The sequence below is a fragment of the Nonomuraea sp. NPDC049655 genome (assembly GCF_044465465.1).
Lineage (GTDB): Bacteria > Actinomycetota > Actinomycetes > Streptosporangiales > Streptosporangiaceae > Nonomuraea.
Genome location: NZ_JBITLS010000006.1, coordinates 195,327 through 210,810, shown reverse-complemented (window position 1 = coordinate 210,810; position 15,484 = coordinate 195,327). Strand labels below are relative to the sequence as shown.

18 protein-coding genes are annotated in these 15,484 nt (G+C 68.8%); 2 read left to right on the top strand and 16 right to left on the bottom strand.

Features of this window, described 5'->3' with window-relative positions:
* From nuoK to ACIBQ6_RS20800, 14 genes are all read right to left on the bottom strand, one after another.
* Entirely contained in the window at positions 1–297 is a 297-nt protein-coding gene (gene nuoK / locus ACIBQ6_RS20865) for an NADH-quinone oxidoreductase subunit NuoK (RefSeq protein ID WP_352322504.1), read from the bottom strand.
* A complete protein-coding gene (locus ACIBQ6_RS20860) occupies positions 294–1,076 on the bottom strand; it encodes an NADH-quinone oxidoreductase subunit J (RefSeq protein ID WP_397213673.1) in 783 nt (260 codons plus the stop codon). Before ACIBQ6_RS20860 ends, nuoK begins: the two co-directional genes overlap by 4 nt.
* Positions 1,069–1,584 carry an NADH-quinone oxidoreductase subunit NuoI gene (nuoI, locus tag ACIBQ6_RS20855; RefSeq protein WP_352357245.1) on the bottom strand — a complete coding sequence of 172 codons (516 nt, stop codon included), beginning with the start codon at positions 1,582–1,584 and terminating at the stop codon, positions 1,069–1,071. The genes ACIBQ6_RS20860 and nuoI overlap by 8 nt, the downstream gene beginning before the upstream one ends.
* Entirely contained in the window at positions 1,571–2,875 is a 1,305-nt protein-coding gene (gene nuoH / locus ACIBQ6_RS20850) for an NADH-quinone oxidoreductase subunit NuoH (protein WP_352322507.1), read from the bottom strand. Before nuoH ends, nuoI begins: the two co-directional genes overlap by 14 nt.
* Entirely contained in the window at positions 2,872–5,259 is a 2,388-nt protein-coding gene (locus tag ACIBQ6_RS20845) for an NADH-quinone oxidoreductase subunit G (protein WP_397213671.1), read from the bottom strand. The genes nuoH and ACIBQ6_RS20845 overlap by 4 nt, the downstream gene beginning before the upstream one ends.
* Entirely contained in the window at positions 5,256–6,548 is a 1,293-nt protein-coding gene (nuoF, locus tag ACIBQ6_RS20840) for an NADH-quinone oxidoreductase subunit NuoF (RefSeq protein WP_352322509.1), read from the bottom strand. The genes ACIBQ6_RS20845 and nuoF overlap by 4 nt, the downstream gene beginning before the upstream one ends.
* Positions 6,545–7,201 (bottom strand): NADH-quinone oxidoreductase subunit NuoE, encoded by a 657-nt coding sequence (gene nuoE / locus ACIBQ6_RS20835; protein WP_387678071.1) that lies wholly within the window; start codon positions 7,199–7,201, stop codon positions 6,545–6,547. Before nuoE ends, nuoF begins: the two co-directional genes overlap by 4 nt.
* Positions 7,198–8,523 carry an NADH-quinone oxidoreductase subunit D gene (locus ACIBQ6_RS20830; protein WP_358290248.1) on the bottom strand — a complete coding sequence of 442 codons (1,326 nt, stop codon included), beginning with the start codon at positions 8,521–8,523 and terminating at the stop codon, positions 7,198–7,200. Before ACIBQ6_RS20830 ends, nuoE begins: the two co-directional genes overlap by 4 nt.
* Positions 8,520–9,125, bottom strand: coding sequence for an NADH-quinone oxidoreductase subunit C (locus ACIBQ6_RS20825; protein ID WP_358290768.1), 606 nt, complete (start codon positions 9,123–9,125; stop codon positions 8,520–8,522). Before ACIBQ6_RS20825 ends, ACIBQ6_RS20830 begins: the two co-directional genes overlap by 4 nt.
* A gap of 98 nt (positions 9,126–9,223) precedes the next feature.
* Entirely contained in the window at positions 9,224–9,775 is a 552-nt protein-coding gene (locus tag ACIBQ6_RS20820) for an NADH-quinone oxidoreductase subunit B family protein (protein ID WP_352322512.1), read from the bottom strand.
* 2 nt (positions 9,776–9,777) lie between these two features.
* Positions 9,778–10,173, bottom strand: coding sequence for an NADH-quinone oxidoreductase subunit A (locus ACIBQ6_RS20815; protein ID WP_358290251.1), 396 nt, complete (start codon positions 10,171–10,173; stop codon positions 9,778–9,780).
* A 64-nt stretch (positions 10,174–10,237) separates the two neighbouring features.
* Positions 10,238–11,491 (bottom strand): geranylgeranyl reductase family protein, encoded by a 1,254-nt coding sequence (locus ACIBQ6_RS20810; protein ID WP_352322514.1) that lies wholly within the window; start codon positions 11,489–11,491, stop codon positions 10,238–10,240.
* Between the two features lie 183 nt (positions 11,492–11,674).
* Complete coding sequence (locus tag ACIBQ6_RS20805; RefSeq protein WP_358290254.1) at positions 11,675–11,836, bottom strand: DUF397 domain-containing protein; 162 nt, start codon at positions 11,834–11,836, stop codon at positions 11,675–11,677.
* A gap of 464 nt (positions 11,837–12,300) precedes the next feature.
* Complete coding sequence (locus ACIBQ6_RS20800) at positions 12,301–13,017, bottom strand: demethylmenaquinone methyltransferase (RefSeq protein WP_358290257.1); 717 nt, start codon at positions 13,015–13,017, stop codon at positions 12,301–12,303.
* Between the two features lie 150 nt (positions 13,018–13,167).
* On the opposite strand from ACIBQ6_RS20800, the gene ACIBQ6_RS20795 reads away from it, so the two are divergent.
* Complete coding sequence (locus tag ACIBQ6_RS20795; RefSeq protein ID WP_358290260.1) at positions 13,168–14,373, top strand: hypothetical protein; 1,206 nt, start codon at positions 13,168–13,170, stop codon at positions 14,371–14,373.
* Here ACIBQ6_RS20795 and ACIBQ6_RS20790 read toward each other — a convergent pair.
* Positions 14,370–14,588, bottom strand: a complete 219-nt coding sequence (locus ACIBQ6_RS20790; RefSeq protein ID WP_352357263.1) for a DUF4229 domain-containing protein — start codon at positions 14,586–14,588, stop codon at positions 14,370–14,372. The two genes, ACIBQ6_RS20795 and ACIBQ6_RS20790, sit on opposite strands and share 4 nt — an antisense overlap.
* 257 nt (positions 14,589–14,845) lie before the next feature.
* On the opposite strand from ACIBQ6_RS20790, the gene ACIBQ6_RS20785 reads away from it, so the two are divergent.
* Positions 14,846–15,067 (top strand): BldC family transcriptional regulator, encoded by a 222-nt coding sequence (locus ACIBQ6_RS20785; RefSeq protein ID WP_026214226.1) that lies wholly within the window; start codon positions 14,846–14,848, stop codon positions 15,065–15,067.
* A 165-nt stretch (positions 15,068–15,232) separates the two neighbouring features.
* Here the strand turns inward: ACIBQ6_RS20785 and ACIBQ6_RS20780 are convergent, their stop codons facing one another.
* Entirely contained in the window at positions 15,233–15,475 is a 243-nt protein-coding gene (locus tag ACIBQ6_RS20780; RefSeq protein ID WP_357966334.1) for a hypothetical protein, read from the bottom strand.
* Positions 15,476–15,484 lie beyond the last annotated feature (9 nt).

Here is a 15,484-nt window from a genome sequence, read left to right as displayed (position 1 = left end):
TTAGTACTTCAGCAGGTTGGCGTCGTCGACGGACGCGGACCTGCGGGTTCGGAAGATCGTCACGATGATGGCCAGGCCGACGACGACCTCGGCCGCGGCCACCACCATCACGAAGAACGCGATGATCTGGCCCTCCAGGTTGCCGTTCTGCCTGGCGAAGGTGACGAACGCGAGGTTGCAGGCGTTGAGCATGAGCTCGACGCACATGAACACCACGATCGCGTTGCGCCTGATCAGCACGCCGAGCGCGCCGATCGCGAACAGCACACCCGACAGGATCAGGTAGTGGGTCGTCACTTGGTCACCTCGTTGGTCGTCTCCTCGGCGTCATCCTCGGCCGTGTGCTTGATGGCCTCGGCGAGCTTCGGGTCCTCGGGGAGGTGGCCGTGCTCGACGTCGTAGCGGGCGATGTAGCGGTTGACCGACGACTCGGCGACCGAGCCGTCGGGCAGCAGCGCCGGCATGTCGATGGCGTTGTTCCTGGCGTAGGTGCCGGGGCCGGGCAGCGGCGAGGGACGCTCGCCGAGGAACCGGGCGCGCGAGAGGTCCTTCTGCGTGACCTTCTCGGTGAACTTCTCCCGGTGCGCCAGGACCATCGCGCCCAGGGCGGCGGTGATCAGCAGGGCCGAGGTGACCTCGAACGCGAAGACGTACTTGGTGAACAGCAGCAGCGCGATCGAGCGGACGTAGCCGCCCTGCGCCGTGGCCTGCGCCAGGCCCGCCTCACCGGAGAAGATCGCGTTGCCCACCGCCAGGATGATCAGGACGGCGAAGCCGAGGGCCGCGAGGGCGCCCCAGAAGCGCTGGCCCCTCAGCGTCTCCACGAAGGAGTCGGAGGAGTCCACGCCCACCAGCATGAGCACGAACAGGAACAGCATCATGATGGCGCCGGTGTAGACGATGATCTGCACCGCGGCGAGGAAGGGCGCGTCCTGGACGGCGTAGAGCACCGCGAGGCAGAGCATCACGGTGCCGAGCATCAGCGCTGAGTAGACGGCCTTCCTGTTGAAGACCATGCCGAGCGCCGCGCCGACGGATACGACGGCGAGAACCCAGAATGTGATGGTCTCACCCATTGGTTCGTCCCAGCCGGTAGTAGTCCTCTTCGGTCTCGCCGAGACGCATCGGGTGGGGCGGCTGCTCCATGCCCGGCGTCAGGTCCGCGAGGAGCATCTCCTTGGTGTAGATGAGGCTCTCGCGGCTGCTGTCGGCGAGCTCGTACTCGTTGGTCATGGTGAGCGCGCGGGTCGGGCAGGCCTCGATGCACAGGCCGCACAGGATGCACCGCAGATAGTTGATCTGGTACGTGCGCCCGTAACGCTCACCCGGCGAGAAGCGCTCCTCGTCGGTGTTGTCCGCGCCCTCGACGTAGATCGCGTCCGCCGGACACGCCCACGCGCACAGCTCGCACCCGACGCACTTCTCCAGCCCGTCCGGCCAGCGGTTGAGCTGGTGACGACCGTGGAAGCGAGGAGCCGTCGGCTTCTTGACCTCCGGGTAGTTGGTCGTGACGGGCTTCTTGAACATCGTGTGGAAGGTGACCCCGAAGCCCTTGACGGGGTTCAGCCAATCAGTTAGTCCCACTGGGAATCTCCTTGTGCTGCACCCCGTGGTAGTGCGGCAGATCGAGCGGCGGCACAGGGAAGCCGCCGGCCGTCGGCTCGTCGGACAGTTGCTCGAACTCGGCCTCCACCTCGGCCTTGCGCGCCTCCTTGCGCCGCTGGTTGACGGTGTCGAACCGCATCCAGATGGCCAGCGCGCCGACCACGATGACCGCGCCGATCACGATGCCGACCGTCTTGTTGCCCTCGTTGACGACCACGTTGCGAGCCGCGGCGACGAGCAGGATCCAGGCCAGGTTCACCGGGATCAGCACCTTCCAGCCCAGGGACATGAGCTGGTCGTAGCGCACGCGCGGCAGCGAGGCACGCACCCACACGATGAAGCTGAAGGTCAGCACGAACTTGATGAAGAACCACAGCACCGGCCACCAGCCCGTGTTGGCGCCGTCCCACAGGGAGATCGGCCACGGGGCCCGCCAGCCGCCCAGGAACAGGGTGACCGCGATGCCCGAGGCGGTGAAGGTGTGCAGGTACTCGCCCATCATGATGAGGGCGAACTTCAGGGACGAGGAGTACTCGGTCTGGAAGCCGCCGACCAGCTCACCCTCGCCCTCGGGGAGGTCGAACGGGATTCGGGCGGCCTCGCCGAACATGCAGATCACGTAGATCACGAACGACGGGATCAGCAGGAAGACGAACCAGCCCTGCTCGCCCTGCGCCTTGACGATCTCGGAGGTGGACAGCGTCCCGGCGAACAGGAAGATCGCCACGAACGACAGGCCCATCGCGATCTCGTACGAGACCACCTGCGCCGCCGACCGCAGACCGCCCAGCAGCGCGTACGGCGAGCGCGACGACCAGCCGGCCAGCACCACGCCGTAGACCGAGATGGCGCCCATGGCCAGCATGAACAGCACCGCCACCGGCAGGTCGACGAGCTGCAGCGGCGTCTGGACGCCGAACAGGTTGACCATCGGCGCGAACGGCACGATCGAGAAGGCCAGGAACGCCGGCACGACCATGATCACGGGGGCCAGCAGGTAGAGCACCTTGTCCACGGTCCGCGGGAAGATGTCCTCCTTCAGACCCATCTTGATGCCGTCGGCCACCGACTGGAGCAGACCGAACTTGCCGGCCCGGTTGGGGCCGTAGCGGTGCTGCATCCGCGAGATCAGCTTGCGCTCGTACCAGACGCCGAACAGGATGCCCAGCATCAGGAAGGCGAACAGCATCACGGCCTTGATGATGGTGATCCACAGCGGGTCCTTGCCGAAGTCGGCGAGGGTGGGATCGGCCGCGAGAACGTGGGTCATGATGCGCTCCCGATCGTGACGATGTCGCCGGCCAGCGCGCGCAGGTCGCGCGTGACCGAGCAGCCGCCGGAGTTCGCCGGCACCCAGACCACCCGGTCGGGCAGGTCGGCGACGCGGACCGGCAGCGTGACCGCGTTGGGGCCGGGGCCGCCGACGACGAGCTTGTCGCCGTCGATGACGCCGATCTCGGCCGCCGTGGCCGCCGACACCAGCGCCTCGGTGGCGCGGGCGGTGCCGGCCAGGTACGGCTCGCCGTCCTGGAGCCTGCCCTCGTCGAGCAGCAGGTGCCAGGTCGCCAGCAGCGCCTCGCCGGCCGCCGGGGCGGCCTGGGCGCGGGTGGCGGTGCTCGGCGCGGCGACGCGGACCCCGCGCCAGGCGCCGAGGCTGGCCAGCTCGCGCCGGACGGCCTTGGCGTCCGGCAGGCCGAGGTGCACGTCCATGCGGTCGGCGAGGTTGCCGATGACGGCCAGGTCGCTCTGGAGGCCGGGCACGCGCAGCGGCGCCTCGAACGAGCGGCCCCTGCCCTCCCAGTTGACGAACGTGCCGCTCTTCTCCTGCACCGCCGCGACCGGCAGCACCACGTCGGCGCGGTCGGTGACGGGGCTGGCGCGGATCTCCAGGCTGACGATGAACGGCGTGTTCTCCAGCGCCTCCAGCGCGGCGGCCGGGTCGGCCAGGTCGTGCGGGTCGACGCCGGCCACGACCAGCGCGTCGATCTCGCCGGCGCGGGCGGCGGCGATGATGCCGTCGGTGTCGCGGCCGGGCAGGGCGGGCAGCGAGCCCACGTTCCAGACCCTGGCGACCTCGGTCCTGGCGGCCTCGTCGTCCACGGGACGGCCGATCGGCAGCAGGTTGGGCAGCGCGCCGGCTTCGAGCGCGCCGCGCTCACCGGCCCTGCGCGGCACCCAGGCCAGCCGGACGCCGGAGCCGGCGCCGAGGCGGACCAGGGCCGACAGTGCGCCCGGCACGGTGGCCAGCCGCTCGCCGGCCAGCACGATCGTGCCCTCGGCCAGCGTGCCCACCAGGTCGCCGATCGCGTCGGCCTCGGCGCCCGGGGCGGTGGCGATGAGCGTGCCGCCCATCTTGGCCAGCCCGGCGGAGGCGAACGGCGCGATCGCGGTGACCTTCAGGCCCTTCTTCTGCCACGCCTTGCGCAGGCGCAGGAAGACGATCGGCGACTCCTCCTCGGGCTCGAACCCGACGAGCAGCACGGCCGGAGCCTTCTCAAGGTCGGTGTAGCTGATCTCGATGCCCTTGCCGGCGACCGCGTGCGCAAGGAACTGCGCCTCCTCGGCGGAGTGCGGACGGGCGCGGAAGTCGATGTCGTTGCTGCCCAGCGCGACCCGGGCGAACTTGCTGTAGGCGTAGGCGTCCTCGACCGTGACCCGGCCGCCGACCAGCACGCCGGCCCTGCCGCGGGCGGCGGCCAGCCCCTCGGCGGCGACCGCCAGCGCCTCCGGCCACGAGGCGGGCACGAGCACGCCTTCCTCGTTGCGCACCAGAGGCGTCTTGAGCCGGTCGGGCTGGGTGGCGTAGGAGAAGGCCCAGCGGCCCTTGTCGCAGTTCCACTCCTCGTTCACCTGCGGGTCGTTGCCCGCCAGGCGGCGGGTCACCCGGCCGCGCCGGTGGTCGGTGCGCAGGGAGCAGCCCGACGCGCAGTGCTCGCACGCGCTCGGCGTGGAGACCAGGTCGAACGGGCGCGCCCGGAACCGGTAGGCCGCGCCGGTGAGCGCGCCGACCGGGCAGATCTGCACCGTGTTGCCGGAGAAGTAGGAGTTGAACGGCTTGCCGTCGGCGACCCGGACCTGCTCCTTGGCGCCGCGCTCGAAGAACTCGATGAGCGGGTCGCCGGCGATCTGGTCGGAGAAGCGGATGCAGCGGGCGCACTGGACGCAGCGCTCACGGTCGAGCAGCACCTGCGTGGACAGCGGCAGCGGCTTGGGGAACGTGCGCTTCTGCTCCTGGAACCGCGACTCGCCCTGGCCGTTCGACATGGCCTGGTTCTGCAGGGGGCACTCGCCGCCCTTGTCGCAGACCGGGCAGTCGAGCGGGTGGTTCATCAGCAGCAGCTCCATGGCCCCGCGCTGCGCCTTCTCGGCGACCGGCGAGGTGAGCTGGGTCTGCACGACCATGCCCTCGGCGACCTCGATCGCGCAGGACGGCTGCGGCTTGGGGAAGCCGCGGCCGTTGCCCGCGTCGGGGATGTCGACGAGGCACTGGCGGCAGTTGGCCGCCGGGTCGAGCAGCGGGTGGTCGCAGAACCGGGGGATCTGGATGCCCAGCAGCTCGGCGGCCCTGATGATCAGGGTGCCCTTGGGGACACTGACCTGGAACCCGTCGATGGTGAGGGTCACCAGGGTGGTTTCTGTTTCTACGACGGTCACTGCTCACCCCAGAGAGTGGACTTCTTCGGGTCGAACGGGCAGCCGCCGATCTCGAAGTGCTTGAGGTACTCCTCGCGGAAGTACTTCACCGAGGAGTGGATCGGGCTGGTCGCGCCGTCGCCGAGGGCGCAGAACGAGCGGCCGAGGATGTTGTCCGCGATGTCGGTGATCGTGGACAGGTCCTCCTCGGTGCCCTGGCCCTTCTCCAGGCGCTTGAGCACCTGCTTGAGCCAGTACGTGCCCTCGCGGCACGGCGTGCACTTGCCGCAGGACTCGTGGGCGTAGAACTCGGTCCAGCGCAGCACCGTGCGGACCACGCAGGTGGTCTCGTCGAAGATCTGCAGCGCGCGGGTGCCGAGCATCGAGCCCTTGGCGCCGACGGCCTCGAAGTCGAGCGGCACGTCGAGGTGCTCGTCGGTGAAGATCGGCGTGGACGAGCCGCCCGGGGTCCAGAACTTGATCTGGTGCCCCTCGCGGATGCCGCCGGCCATGTCGAGCAGCTCGCGCAGCGTGATGCCGAGCGGGGCCTCGTACTGGCCGGGCCTGGTGACGTGGCCGCTGAGGGAGAAGATGCCGAAGCCCTTGGACTTCTCGGTGCCCATCGAGGCGAACCAGTCGGCGCCGTTGCTGATGATCGAGGGAACACTGGCGATCGACTCGACGTTGTTCACGACAGTCGGCGAGGCGTACAGGCCCGCCACGGCCGGGAACGGGGGCTTGAGTCGCGGTTGACCTCTGAAGCCCTCCAGCGAGTCGAGCAGCGCCGTCTCCTCGCCGCAGATGTACGCGCCGGCGCCGCTGTGCACGACGAGTTCCAGGTTGTACCCGGAGCCGAAGATGTCCTCGCCCAGGAAGCCCTTCTCGTACGCCTCGCGCACGGCCGCGTGCAGCCGGCGGATGACGTGCAGCACCTCGCCGCGCACGTAGATGAAGGCGTAGTTGGCCCTGATCGCGAACGCGGTGATGATGACGCCCTCGACCAGCGAGTGCGGGTTGGCCATCATCAGCGGGATGTCCTTGCAGGTGCCCGGCTCCGACTCGTCGGCGTTGACGACGAGGTAGTGGGGCTTGCCGTCGCCCTGCGGGATGAATCCCCACTTCATGCCGGTGGGGAAGCCCGCGCCGCCGCGGCCGCGCAGGCCGGAGTCCTTGACCGCCTGGATGACGGCGTCGGGGTCCATGCCCAGCGCCTTCTTGGCCGCCTTGTAGTCACCGCCGTAGCCGTCGAGGGTGAAGGAGTCGGCCTGGTCCCAGTTGGCGGTCAGGACCGGGGTCAGTGTGGTGCTCATGCCTCGGGGGCCTTCCATCCGTTGGCCTTGGCCACCTTCAGGCCCTCCAGCGAGGGGCCGGCGGCCGACGGGCCGTCGCCCGCCAGGTCGTCGGGCAGGCCCGCGAGCACGCGCGAGGCCTCCTTGAAGGTGCAGAGCTTCTTCGGTCCGCGGGTCGGCCGCACGTCCTTGCCGTCACGCAGGTCGTCGACGAGCTGCTTGGCCGAGTCGGGGGTCTGGTTGTCGAAGAACTCCCAGTTGACCATCATGACCGGGGCGAAGTCGCAGGCCGCGTTGCACTCCAGGCGCTCCAGCGAGATCTTGCCGTCGCCGGTGGTCTCCTCGTGGCCGACGCCGACGTGCTCGGACAGCTCGTCCCAGATCTCGTCGCCGCCCATGACGGCGCACAGCGCGTTGATGCAGACGCCGACGTGGTAGTCGCCGGCCGGCTTGCGCTTGTACATCGTGTAGAAGGTGGCCACGCCGGTGACCTCGGCCTTGCTCAGGCCCAGCATCTCGGCGCAGAACTCCTTGCCGTCGTCGGAGACGTAGCCGTCGGCCGACTGCACGAGGTGGAGCAGCGGCAGCAGGGCGGACCGCGTCTTGGGGTAGCGGCCGATGATCTCCTTGGCGTCCTGTTCGAGACGCTCGCGGACTTCCGGTGAATAAGTCACCGGTCCACACCTCCCATGACGGGGTCGATAGAAGCCACCGCGGCGATCACGTCGGCGACCTGGCCGCCCTCCGCCATGGCGGGGAAGCCCTGCAGGTTGCAGAAGGAAGGCTCGCGGAAGTGCACGCGGTACGGGCGGGTGCCGCCGTCGCTGACGACGTGCGCCCCGAGCTCGCCCTTGGGCGACTCGATGCTCGCGTACGCCTGGCCGGCCGGGACCCGGAAGCCCTCGGTCACCAGCTTGAAGTGGTGGATCAGGGCCTCCATCGAGCTGCCCATGATGTGCGCGATGTGGTCGGGCGAGTTGCCGAAGCCGTCGGGGCCGAGCGCGAGCTGCGCGGGCCAGCCGATCTTCTTGTCCTCGATCATGACCGGGTCGCCCTTGAGCGGGCCCGCGATGCGGTCGAGAGCCTGCTCGATGATCTTGAGCGACTCCTCCATCTCCCGCATGCGCACGAGGTAGCGCGAGTAGACGTCGCAGCCGCGCTCGGTGGCGACCTCGAACTCGTACGTCTCGTAGCCGGAGTAGGGCTGCGACTTGCGCAGGTCCCAGGGCAGCCCGGCGGCGCGCAGGATCGGGCCGGTGATGCCCAGCGCCATGCAGCCGGTCAGGTCGAGGTAGCCCACGTCCTTGGTGCGGCGCACGTAGACGGGGTTCTCGTCGAGGAGCTTGCGGATGTCCTTGATCCGCTTGGGCATCTCCTTGAGGAACTCGCCCACCTTGTCCACCGCGCCCGCGGGCAGGTCGACGCTGACGCCGCCCGGCCTGACGTAGGCGTGGTTCATGCGCAGACCCGTGATGTACTCGAACAGGTCCATGATCATTTCACGGTCGCGGTAGCCGAACAGGAACGGCGTGGTCGCGCCCAGCTCCATGCCGAACGTGCCCATCGCGACCAGGTGCGAGGCGATGCGGTTGAGCTCCATCATCATCACGCGGATGGCCTGCGCCCGCTCGGGCACGCGGTCGGTGATGCCGAGCAGCTTCTCCACGCCCATGCAGTACGCGGTCTCGTTGAAGATCGGCGAGAGGTAGTCCATGCGGGTCACGAACGTGGTCCCCTGGGTCCACGTCCGGTACTCCATGTTCTTCTCGATGCCGGTGTGCAGGTAGCCGATGACGCTGCGCGCCTCGGTGACCGTCTCACCGTCGAGCGTCAGGACCAGGCGGAGCACGCCGTGCGTGGACGGGTGCTGCGGGCCCATGTTGACGACCAGGCGCTCTTCCTCGGTGTCGCGCGCGCCGCCGACGACCTCGTCCCAGTCTCCGCCGGTGACCGAGTAGACCTTGCCCTCTGTCGCCTCGTCATAAGCGGTGCTCATGAGTAAGACCTCCTCTGGTCCGGCGAGGGGATGGTGGCGCCCCGGTACTCGACCGGGATGCCGCCGAGCGGGTAGTCCTTGCGCTGCGGGTGACCGTCCCAGTCATCCGGCATCATGATCCGGGTGAGCGACGGATGGCCGTCGAAGACGATTCCGAAGAAGTCGTACGTCTCCCGCTCATGCCAGTCATGACCAGGGTAAACGCCCACGGTGGATGGAATGTGCGGGTCGGTGTCCGGTGCGCTGACCTCCAGGCGCACGCGCCTGTTGTGGGTGATCGAGCACAGGTGGTAGACGGCGTGCAGCTCCTCGCCCTTCAGGTGCGGGTAGTGCACCCCGGAGACGCCGAGCGACAGCTCGAAACGCAGGGCCGGATCGTCGCGCAGCTTCTGGGCGACCTCCACCAGACGCTCGCGGCGGACGTGCAGGGTCAGCTCGCCGCGGTCGACCACGACGCGCTCGATGGCGTCGTCGAGGGCGAGGGCGTCGACCAGCTCGTCGAAGTAGCCGCCGTACGGGCGGGGCGTGGAGATCTGCGGCGCCCGGCGGACGACGAGGCCGCCGTAGCCGGAGGTGTCGCCGGAGTCGTGCGCGCCGAACATGCCGTGCCGGGCGACGGGCGCCTCGGGGACGGCCGGGACCGAGGCGGCCTCGGGGGCCTCCCCGCTCTCCGGGCTCCCGGGAAGGTGGTCGGGCGAGGTCACTTTCCGGCCCCCTGGTCGATCAGCGGCAGCGTGCGCAGCGCCCGCAGTTCGAGGTCCTCGATCTGCTTGGCGCGGTGAGCGCCGAACTTCATGTTCTGGATCTTGTCGTGCAGCTTCACGATCGCGTCGATCAGCATCTCGGGCCGCGGCGGGCAGCCGGGCAGGTAGATGTCGACCGGCACGACGTGGTCGACGCCCTGCACGATGGCGTAGTTGTTGAACATGCCGCCGCTGGAGGCGCACACGCCCATGGCGATGACCCACTTGGGCTCGGCCATCTGGTCGTAGATCTGCCGCAGGACGGGCGCCATCTTCTGCGACACGCGCCCGGCGACGATCATGAGGTCGGCCTGGCGGGGAGACGCCGAAGCGCGCTCCATGCCGAAGCGCGCCAGGTCGTAGTGGGGGCCACCGGTGGCCATCAGCTCGATGGCGCAACATGCGAGGCCGAACGTGGCCGGCCACACCGAGCTCTTCCGCGCCCATCCTGCGGCGGCTTCGACCGTGCTGAGGATGAACCCGCTGGGGAGTTTCTCTTCAAGTCCCATTTTCAGTCCCAGTCCAGACCCTTGCGGCGCCACACGTACGCGTATGCGACGAGCACGGTGACGATGAACAGCAGCATCTCGACCAGCGCGAACAGCCCGAGGCCGGACGCGATGACGGTGCCCGCGTCGTTCTTCAGCGGCGCGAAGGAGACCGCCCACGGGTAGAGGAAGATGATCTCGATGTCGAACACGATGAAGAGCATCGCGGTGATCATGTATTTGAGCGGGAACCGTCCGCCACCGACCGGCTGGGGCGTCGGCTCGATGCCGCATTCATAGGCGTCAAGCTTGGCGCGGTTCCAGCGCTTGGGTCCGGTGAAGGGAGCGATGGCGACCGAGAAGATCGCGAAGCCCCCCGCGAGAACGGCGAGCACCAGGATGGGCACGTAAAGGTCCATCGCTACGCCTCCTCTGGAGTCGCCGCGCGCGCGGGCGCGCAGCTTGATGTGTCTGTCGTGGGAATCATGCTGGTGGGGCGACCTTCGAGAGAGCGTTGATGATCATGTCGGACGCATCGCCTCGCCGGTCGGTGAGATTACCAAGGAGCTTGAGCGCGAAGCGCATCAGCCTCGGGTGTGGCAGGCCGTGCCTGGTCCCGAAGCTCATCACACCCGGCTTCCCAATCGCCTCGACGAACAACCTCCCTAGTGTGAAGTAGCCGCCGTAGGCGTCCTTCATCACCTGGGGGTAGGTCCTCAGGATCCGCTCGCGCTGTGCGGGAGTGGTGTCCTTGAGTGCCTTCGCGATGATCTCGGCGGCGATCTCGCCGGTCTCCATGGCGTAGGCGATGCCCTCGCCGTTGAACGGGTTGATGGACCCGCCGGAGTCACCCACGAGGATAAGACCCCGGGTGTAGTGCGGCTGCCTGTTGAAGGCCATCGGGAGAGCGGCGCCGCGGATGGGGGCCGTCATGTTCTCCTCGGTGAAGCCCCAGTCGGCCGGCATGGCCCTGCACCAGCGCTTCAACAGGTCGCGGTAGTCGATGTTGCCGAACTGGGCGCTGGTGTTGAGCAGCCCGAGCCCGACGTTGGCGGTGCCGTCGCCGACCCCGAACACCCAGCCGTAGCCGGGCAGCAGGGTGTCGCCGTCCCACAGCTCCAGCCAGGTCTCCAGATAGTCGTCGTCGTGGCGGGGGCTCTCGAAGTAGGTGCGGACGGCCACGCCCATGGGCCGGTCCTCCCGCTTGTGCAGGCCCATGCCGATCGCCAGGCGGGTGCTGTTGCCGTCGGCCGCCACGACCACCCGGCTGCGGTACGTCGCGCCGTCCTTGGTGCGCACGCCGACGATGTGCCCGCTGCGGTCGTCGAGCACCGGCCCGGTCACGGTGACGCCCTCCATGAGGCGCACGCCGTTCTTGACCGCGTTGGCCGCGACGATCTGGTCGAAGTCCTTGCGGGTGCGGACCAGGCCGAAGTCGGGGAAGCGCTCCAACTGCGGCCAGTCGAGCTCGAAGCGGAGGCCGCCGCCGACGACGCGCAGGCCCTTGTTCCTGATCCAGCCGGGCGCGTCGATGTCGACGCCCATGTTGAGCAACTGCTTGACGGCACGTGGCGTCAGGCCGTCGCCGCAGACCTTCTCGCGGGGGAACCTGGTCTTCTCCAGGAGCAGCACGTCGAGACCGGCCTGAGCGAGGTAAAAGGCGGTTGCGGAACCGGCGGGACCGGCGCCGACGACGATGACGTCGGCGTCAGCCTGTATGGCTGGTGGCACGGTCACTGGACTGTCCTGTCCTACACGCTCGAAGGCCTCGGGGTCTTGCGCCTTCGTTCCTTTGTGAACCCCTTCACAAACTTGTCGGCCCGCAGTCTACTGCTTTTCCTGTACATAGTGGCAGTCGGGGTACGGATCCTGGACACAAGAAGGCCCTCCGTCGTCAACGAAGGGCCGGGCACGGGAACGTCAGACTTCGAACTCGGCGTTGCGCACTCCGCCCGAGGGGTCTTTCGAGTCACGCGACAGCACGTCGCCGGTCGCGCTCCGGGCGAACTCGACGCACTCGCCGGCGGCCGCGCCGAGACTGCTCCTGCGCCGACCGCCCGGCGAGACAGTGGGGCCGCTCATCGGACGGACTACCTCCCGAGTCTCATTGGTCTGGACCAATGACGGTAGCCAACAGAAGATCGGCCGGACCTGCAAGACACGCCGCGATAACCATGTCGTTACGATTGATCTGCCGACGACGCGATGAATTCGCGCGATTCCTCCTCGTCCATGGCGGTTTCCCGAAGCGGTCCATGGCGGTGTCCCGAAGCGCCGGCGCGGCACGGCCTCGTCGAGCGCGGTCGAGCAGCGCAGCGGCGGCTCCTCCGTCAGCAGCCGGCGGGGCTCCTTCCGAGAAATCGAGAGATATGCCCACAAAGTGCGATGACAATCCTCGCCCCTGGTTTCGTCCCGGAAAGAGGCCCTGTCGTCATCCCGGCGGGAATTCCCTCCGGCACATCCGCAGAGTGGCCCGCATAACCGAGAACGGGCGGAAAGCCGGAAAACGATTTCAGGAACTCCCGCCATGGCCGCCCGCCCGCGGCTCAGGCGGGCTTGAACGCCCGGTGGACGGCGACGATGCCCATCGTCAGGTTGCGCCAGGCGACCCGCTCCCAGCCGGCGTCGCTGATCGTCCGGGCCAGCGCCCGCTGGTCGGGCCAGTCCCTGATGGACTCGGCCAGGTAGTCGTAGGAGTCGTCGTTGGAGCCGAACACCTTGGCCACCTTGGGCAGGGCCCTCATCAGGTATTCGCGGTAGACCAGGTCGAACGGCCCGAACGTGACGTGCGAGAACTCCAGGATCACCAGCCGGCCGCCCGGCCTGGTCACGCGGAGCATCTCGCGCAGCGCCTGCGAGGTGTCGTGCACGTTGCGCAGCGCCACCGAGATCGTCACCGCGTCGAAGACGTCGTCGGCGAACGGCAGCCGCATCGCGTCGCCGGCCACGAACGGGATGCCGGGCCCGCTCAGCGCGTTGCCGCCGTGCCGCTGCACGCCCGTGCGCAACATGCCGAGGGAGAAGTCGGAGGCCACCGCGCGGGCGCCGAGGCCGGTGAAGCTGTCGGTGGAGGTGCCGGTGCCGGCCCCCAGGTCGAGCACGACCTCGCCGGGCCCCGCGTCGACGGCGGCGGCCACGGCCTTGCGCCAGAGCCTGACCTGCCACAGCGAGGCCACGTCGTTGACCAGGTCGTAGCGCCGGGCGGTGCGATCGAACATCGCGGCGACCTCGTCCGGCTGCTTGTCCAACTGAGCGCGCGTCATGCGGACAAGAGTACTCAGGCGGCCCGTGCGGTATTCGCCGGGCGTTACGGCCTTTGACCAGCCACCACCGGGCCGCCGGCGAGCCCGGCCCTTACGGCAATTGACGCAAAGTAGCGGCACCGCTACCGAACGTCTGCTAGTTGTTGGTGAATGCTTGCCCGTGTCGCCCTTGCGGCGATCATCGCCTCGGCCCCCGTCGCGCACTCCCGCGTGGTCTCGGCCGACCCGGTCGACAACACCCCCCACGTCCTCGACGGCATCGTCAACGCCATCGCGCTGGTCGGTGGCACCGTCGTCGTCGGCGGCTCGTTCAGCGAGGTCAGCGACGCCGGGCGCACGTACACGCTGCGCCGGGCCAACCTGTTCGCCTACGACCTGGCGACCGGCCGCATCCTGCGCGGCTTCGCGCCGTCCGTCGCCGGGCCGGTCTACGGGCTGGCCGCCGGCGACCACGGCACGGTCTACGTGGGCGGCGCCTTCCCCGGCGTCAACAACGTGGGCGCCCGCGCGCTCGCCCGGATCAACGTCGCCGACGGGCAGCTCGTCGACGGCTTCATGCCCCGGATCGACGGGGGCATGGTCACCACCGTGGTCAGGAACGGCTCCAGGCTCTATGTCGGCGGCGACTTCGTCCGGCCGCGCGTCGCCCTGGCCGGGCTCGACGCCGCGACGGGCGTGGCCGACCCCGGCTTCGCCGTCACGCCGGGCGAGCCGCTCACGCCCAGGGTGAAGGTCCAGGCCCTCGCCCTGTCGGGCGGCCGGCTGGCGGTCGACGGCTCGTTCACCACGCTGGGCGGGCGGTCCCGGCCGCAGCTCGGGCTGATCGACGTCAGCGGGCCCGTGGCCAGGGTCGCCGACTGGCGCACCGAGGTCTACGCCCAGCGCTGCGCGGAGGCGTTCCCCTCCTACGTGCGCGGCCTGGACTTCGCACCCGACGGCCGCTCCTTCGTGGTGGTCACGACCGGGGGCCCGAAGGGCCGCATGTGCGACACGGCCGCCCGGTTCGAGACGTACGCCGCAGGCTCGGACGTCAGGCCGACCTGGACCAACGCCACCGGCGGCGACTCGCTCTACGCGGTGGCGGTCACCGGCTCAGCCGTGTATGTCGGCGGCCACCAGCGCTGGCTGGACAACCCGCAGGGCCGCGACTCGGCCGGCCCGGGAGCGGTGCCCCGCGAGGGCATCGGCGCCATTCATCCGCGTACGGGAAAGGCGCTCGCCTGGAATCCCGGCCGGGAGCGGGGCATCGGCGTGAAGGCATTTCTGGCGCACAAGAGCGGCCTACTAGTCGGTAGTGACACAACGCGACTCGGACGGGAGTACCATGCCCGGATTGGCATGTTCCCCCTGCCCTAGTCGTCCTGCGGCTCCGGCCGGTCGATCCGGCCGCTGAGGCGTGCGCTGACGGCGTCACGCTGCCTCGACAGCAGCACGTAGCTGGCTATGCCGCTGATCACGAAAGCGGCTGCGAGCAGGAACAGCGGGTTTTGCAGGCCGACGAGGTACAGAACACCCAGGGTCACGACAAACAGGCCGATCCGCGACGCGGTGTAAACGAGAACGGGATGCACGGGTTCGAGGTTACTCGTCCCTGCGTAGCGGTCGCTCTTCGCATCGGACGCGAGCGCTGCTACTGTTCCCAGTAAGGGTGTTTCGTAAAGAAACACCCACGAGAGCCCCAAAGAGGCTCTATCATATAACAATCGGGCAGTCAGCTGATAACAACCCGTGATCTTTGTCGAAAACCACGGATAAATCAGGCTTCGCTCGACACACTGGTTACCTGTCCGCCCGCTGGCAGGAAGCGGGATGCGAGGGGGAGAGATTGGTGGAGAGTAGCAGCGAGCGTCTGCTGACCCCAGGAGAGGTTGCCGCCCTCTTCCGGGTAGACCCAAAGACGGTTACGCGCTGGGCTGCGGCAGGCCGCATCAGCAGTATCCGCACCCCCGGAGGGCACCGGCGCTTCCGCGAGTCGGAAGTGCACGCCCTTCTTCGAGGCGAGGACGTTCTCACGGCCGACAGGCCAGCAGGTGAGTCCCCGCGCGTCTGACGTTCCGTCTAGTCGGTGATCCTGAGATCCGCCAGGATCACCGCTGGCGGGACCTCAATCCGCCTCACGTCGTGAGGCCGTGGTCGAGCGTGCCTGCGGGCCACACTTCCCGACGGCAGGCACGGGGCGGCGCCAACCGCCGACCGTGGCTGGCGCCGATCCTTCTCAGGCGTCCTCCTGGCTGGCCTTGAAGGCCAGGAACTCGCGTTCGAGGTCGTCGTTCTCCTCTTCCCAGCGACTGCGGCGCTCGGCCGCCTCCTCCTCGGTCAGCGACTCGGGCAGCCACTTGTCGTAGTCGGGATCGCCGGGCTGCACGTCCACGTACGCGTTGCCGATCAGACGCCCGTCTTCGCTGGTCAGGCTCTGCGGCACGCGCAGGGTCCCGTCAGCGAGCCGGATGACGTACATGGCTGATCA

What these genes read in the sequence shown, in the direction of transcription:
- ACIBQ6_RS20780 (WP_357966334.1), bottom strand. Translation starts at nt 15,475, where the DNA reads ATGTACGTCATCCGGCTCGCTGACGGGACCCTGCGCGTGCCGCAGAGC.
- ACIBQ6_RS20795 (WP_358290260.1), top strand. Translation starts at nt 13,168, where the DNA reads ATGCTTGCCCGTGTCGCCCTTGCGGCGATCATCGCCTCGGCCCCCGTC.
- ACIBQ6_RS20815 (WP_358290251.1), bottom strand. Translation starts at nt 10,173, where the DNA reads ATGGACCTTTACGTGCCCATCCTGGTGCTCGCCGTTCTCGCGGGGGGC.
- ACIBQ6_RS20820 (WP_352322512.1), bottom strand. Translation starts at nt 9,775, where the DNA reads ATGGGACTTGAAGAGAAACTCCCCAGCGGGTTCATCCTCAGCACGGTC.
- nuoH (WP_352322507.1), bottom strand. Translation starts at nt 2,875, where the DNA reads ATGACCCACGTTCTCGCGGCCGATCCCACCCTCGCCGACTTCGGCAAG.
- ACIBQ6_RS20830 (WP_358290248.1), bottom strand. Translation starts at nt 8,523, where the DNA reads ATGAGCACCGCTTATGACGAGGCGACAGAGGGCAAGGTCTACTCGGTC.
- nuoF (WP_352322509.1), bottom strand. Translation starts at nt 6,548, where the DNA reads ATGAGCACCACACTGACCCCGGTCCTGACCGCCAACTGGGACCAGGCC.
- ACIBQ6_RS20860 (WP_397213673.1), bottom strand. Translation starts at nt 1,076, where the DNA reads ATGGGTGAGACCATCACATTCTGGGTTCTCGCCGTCGTATCCGTCGGC.
- ACIBQ6_RS20825 (WP_358290768.1), bottom strand. Translation starts at nt 9,125, where the DNA reads ATGTTCGGCGCGCACGACTCCGGCGACACCTCCGGCTACGGCGGCCTC.
- ACIBQ6_RS20800 (WP_358290257.1), bottom strand. Translation starts at nt 13,017, where the DNA reads ATGACGCGCGCTCAGTTGGACAAGCAGCCGGACGAGGTCGCCGCGATG.
- ACIBQ6_RS20805 (WP_358290254.1), bottom strand. Translation starts at nt 11,836, where the DNA reads ATGAGCGGCCCCACTGTCTCGCCGGGCGGTCGGCGCAGGAGCAGTCTC.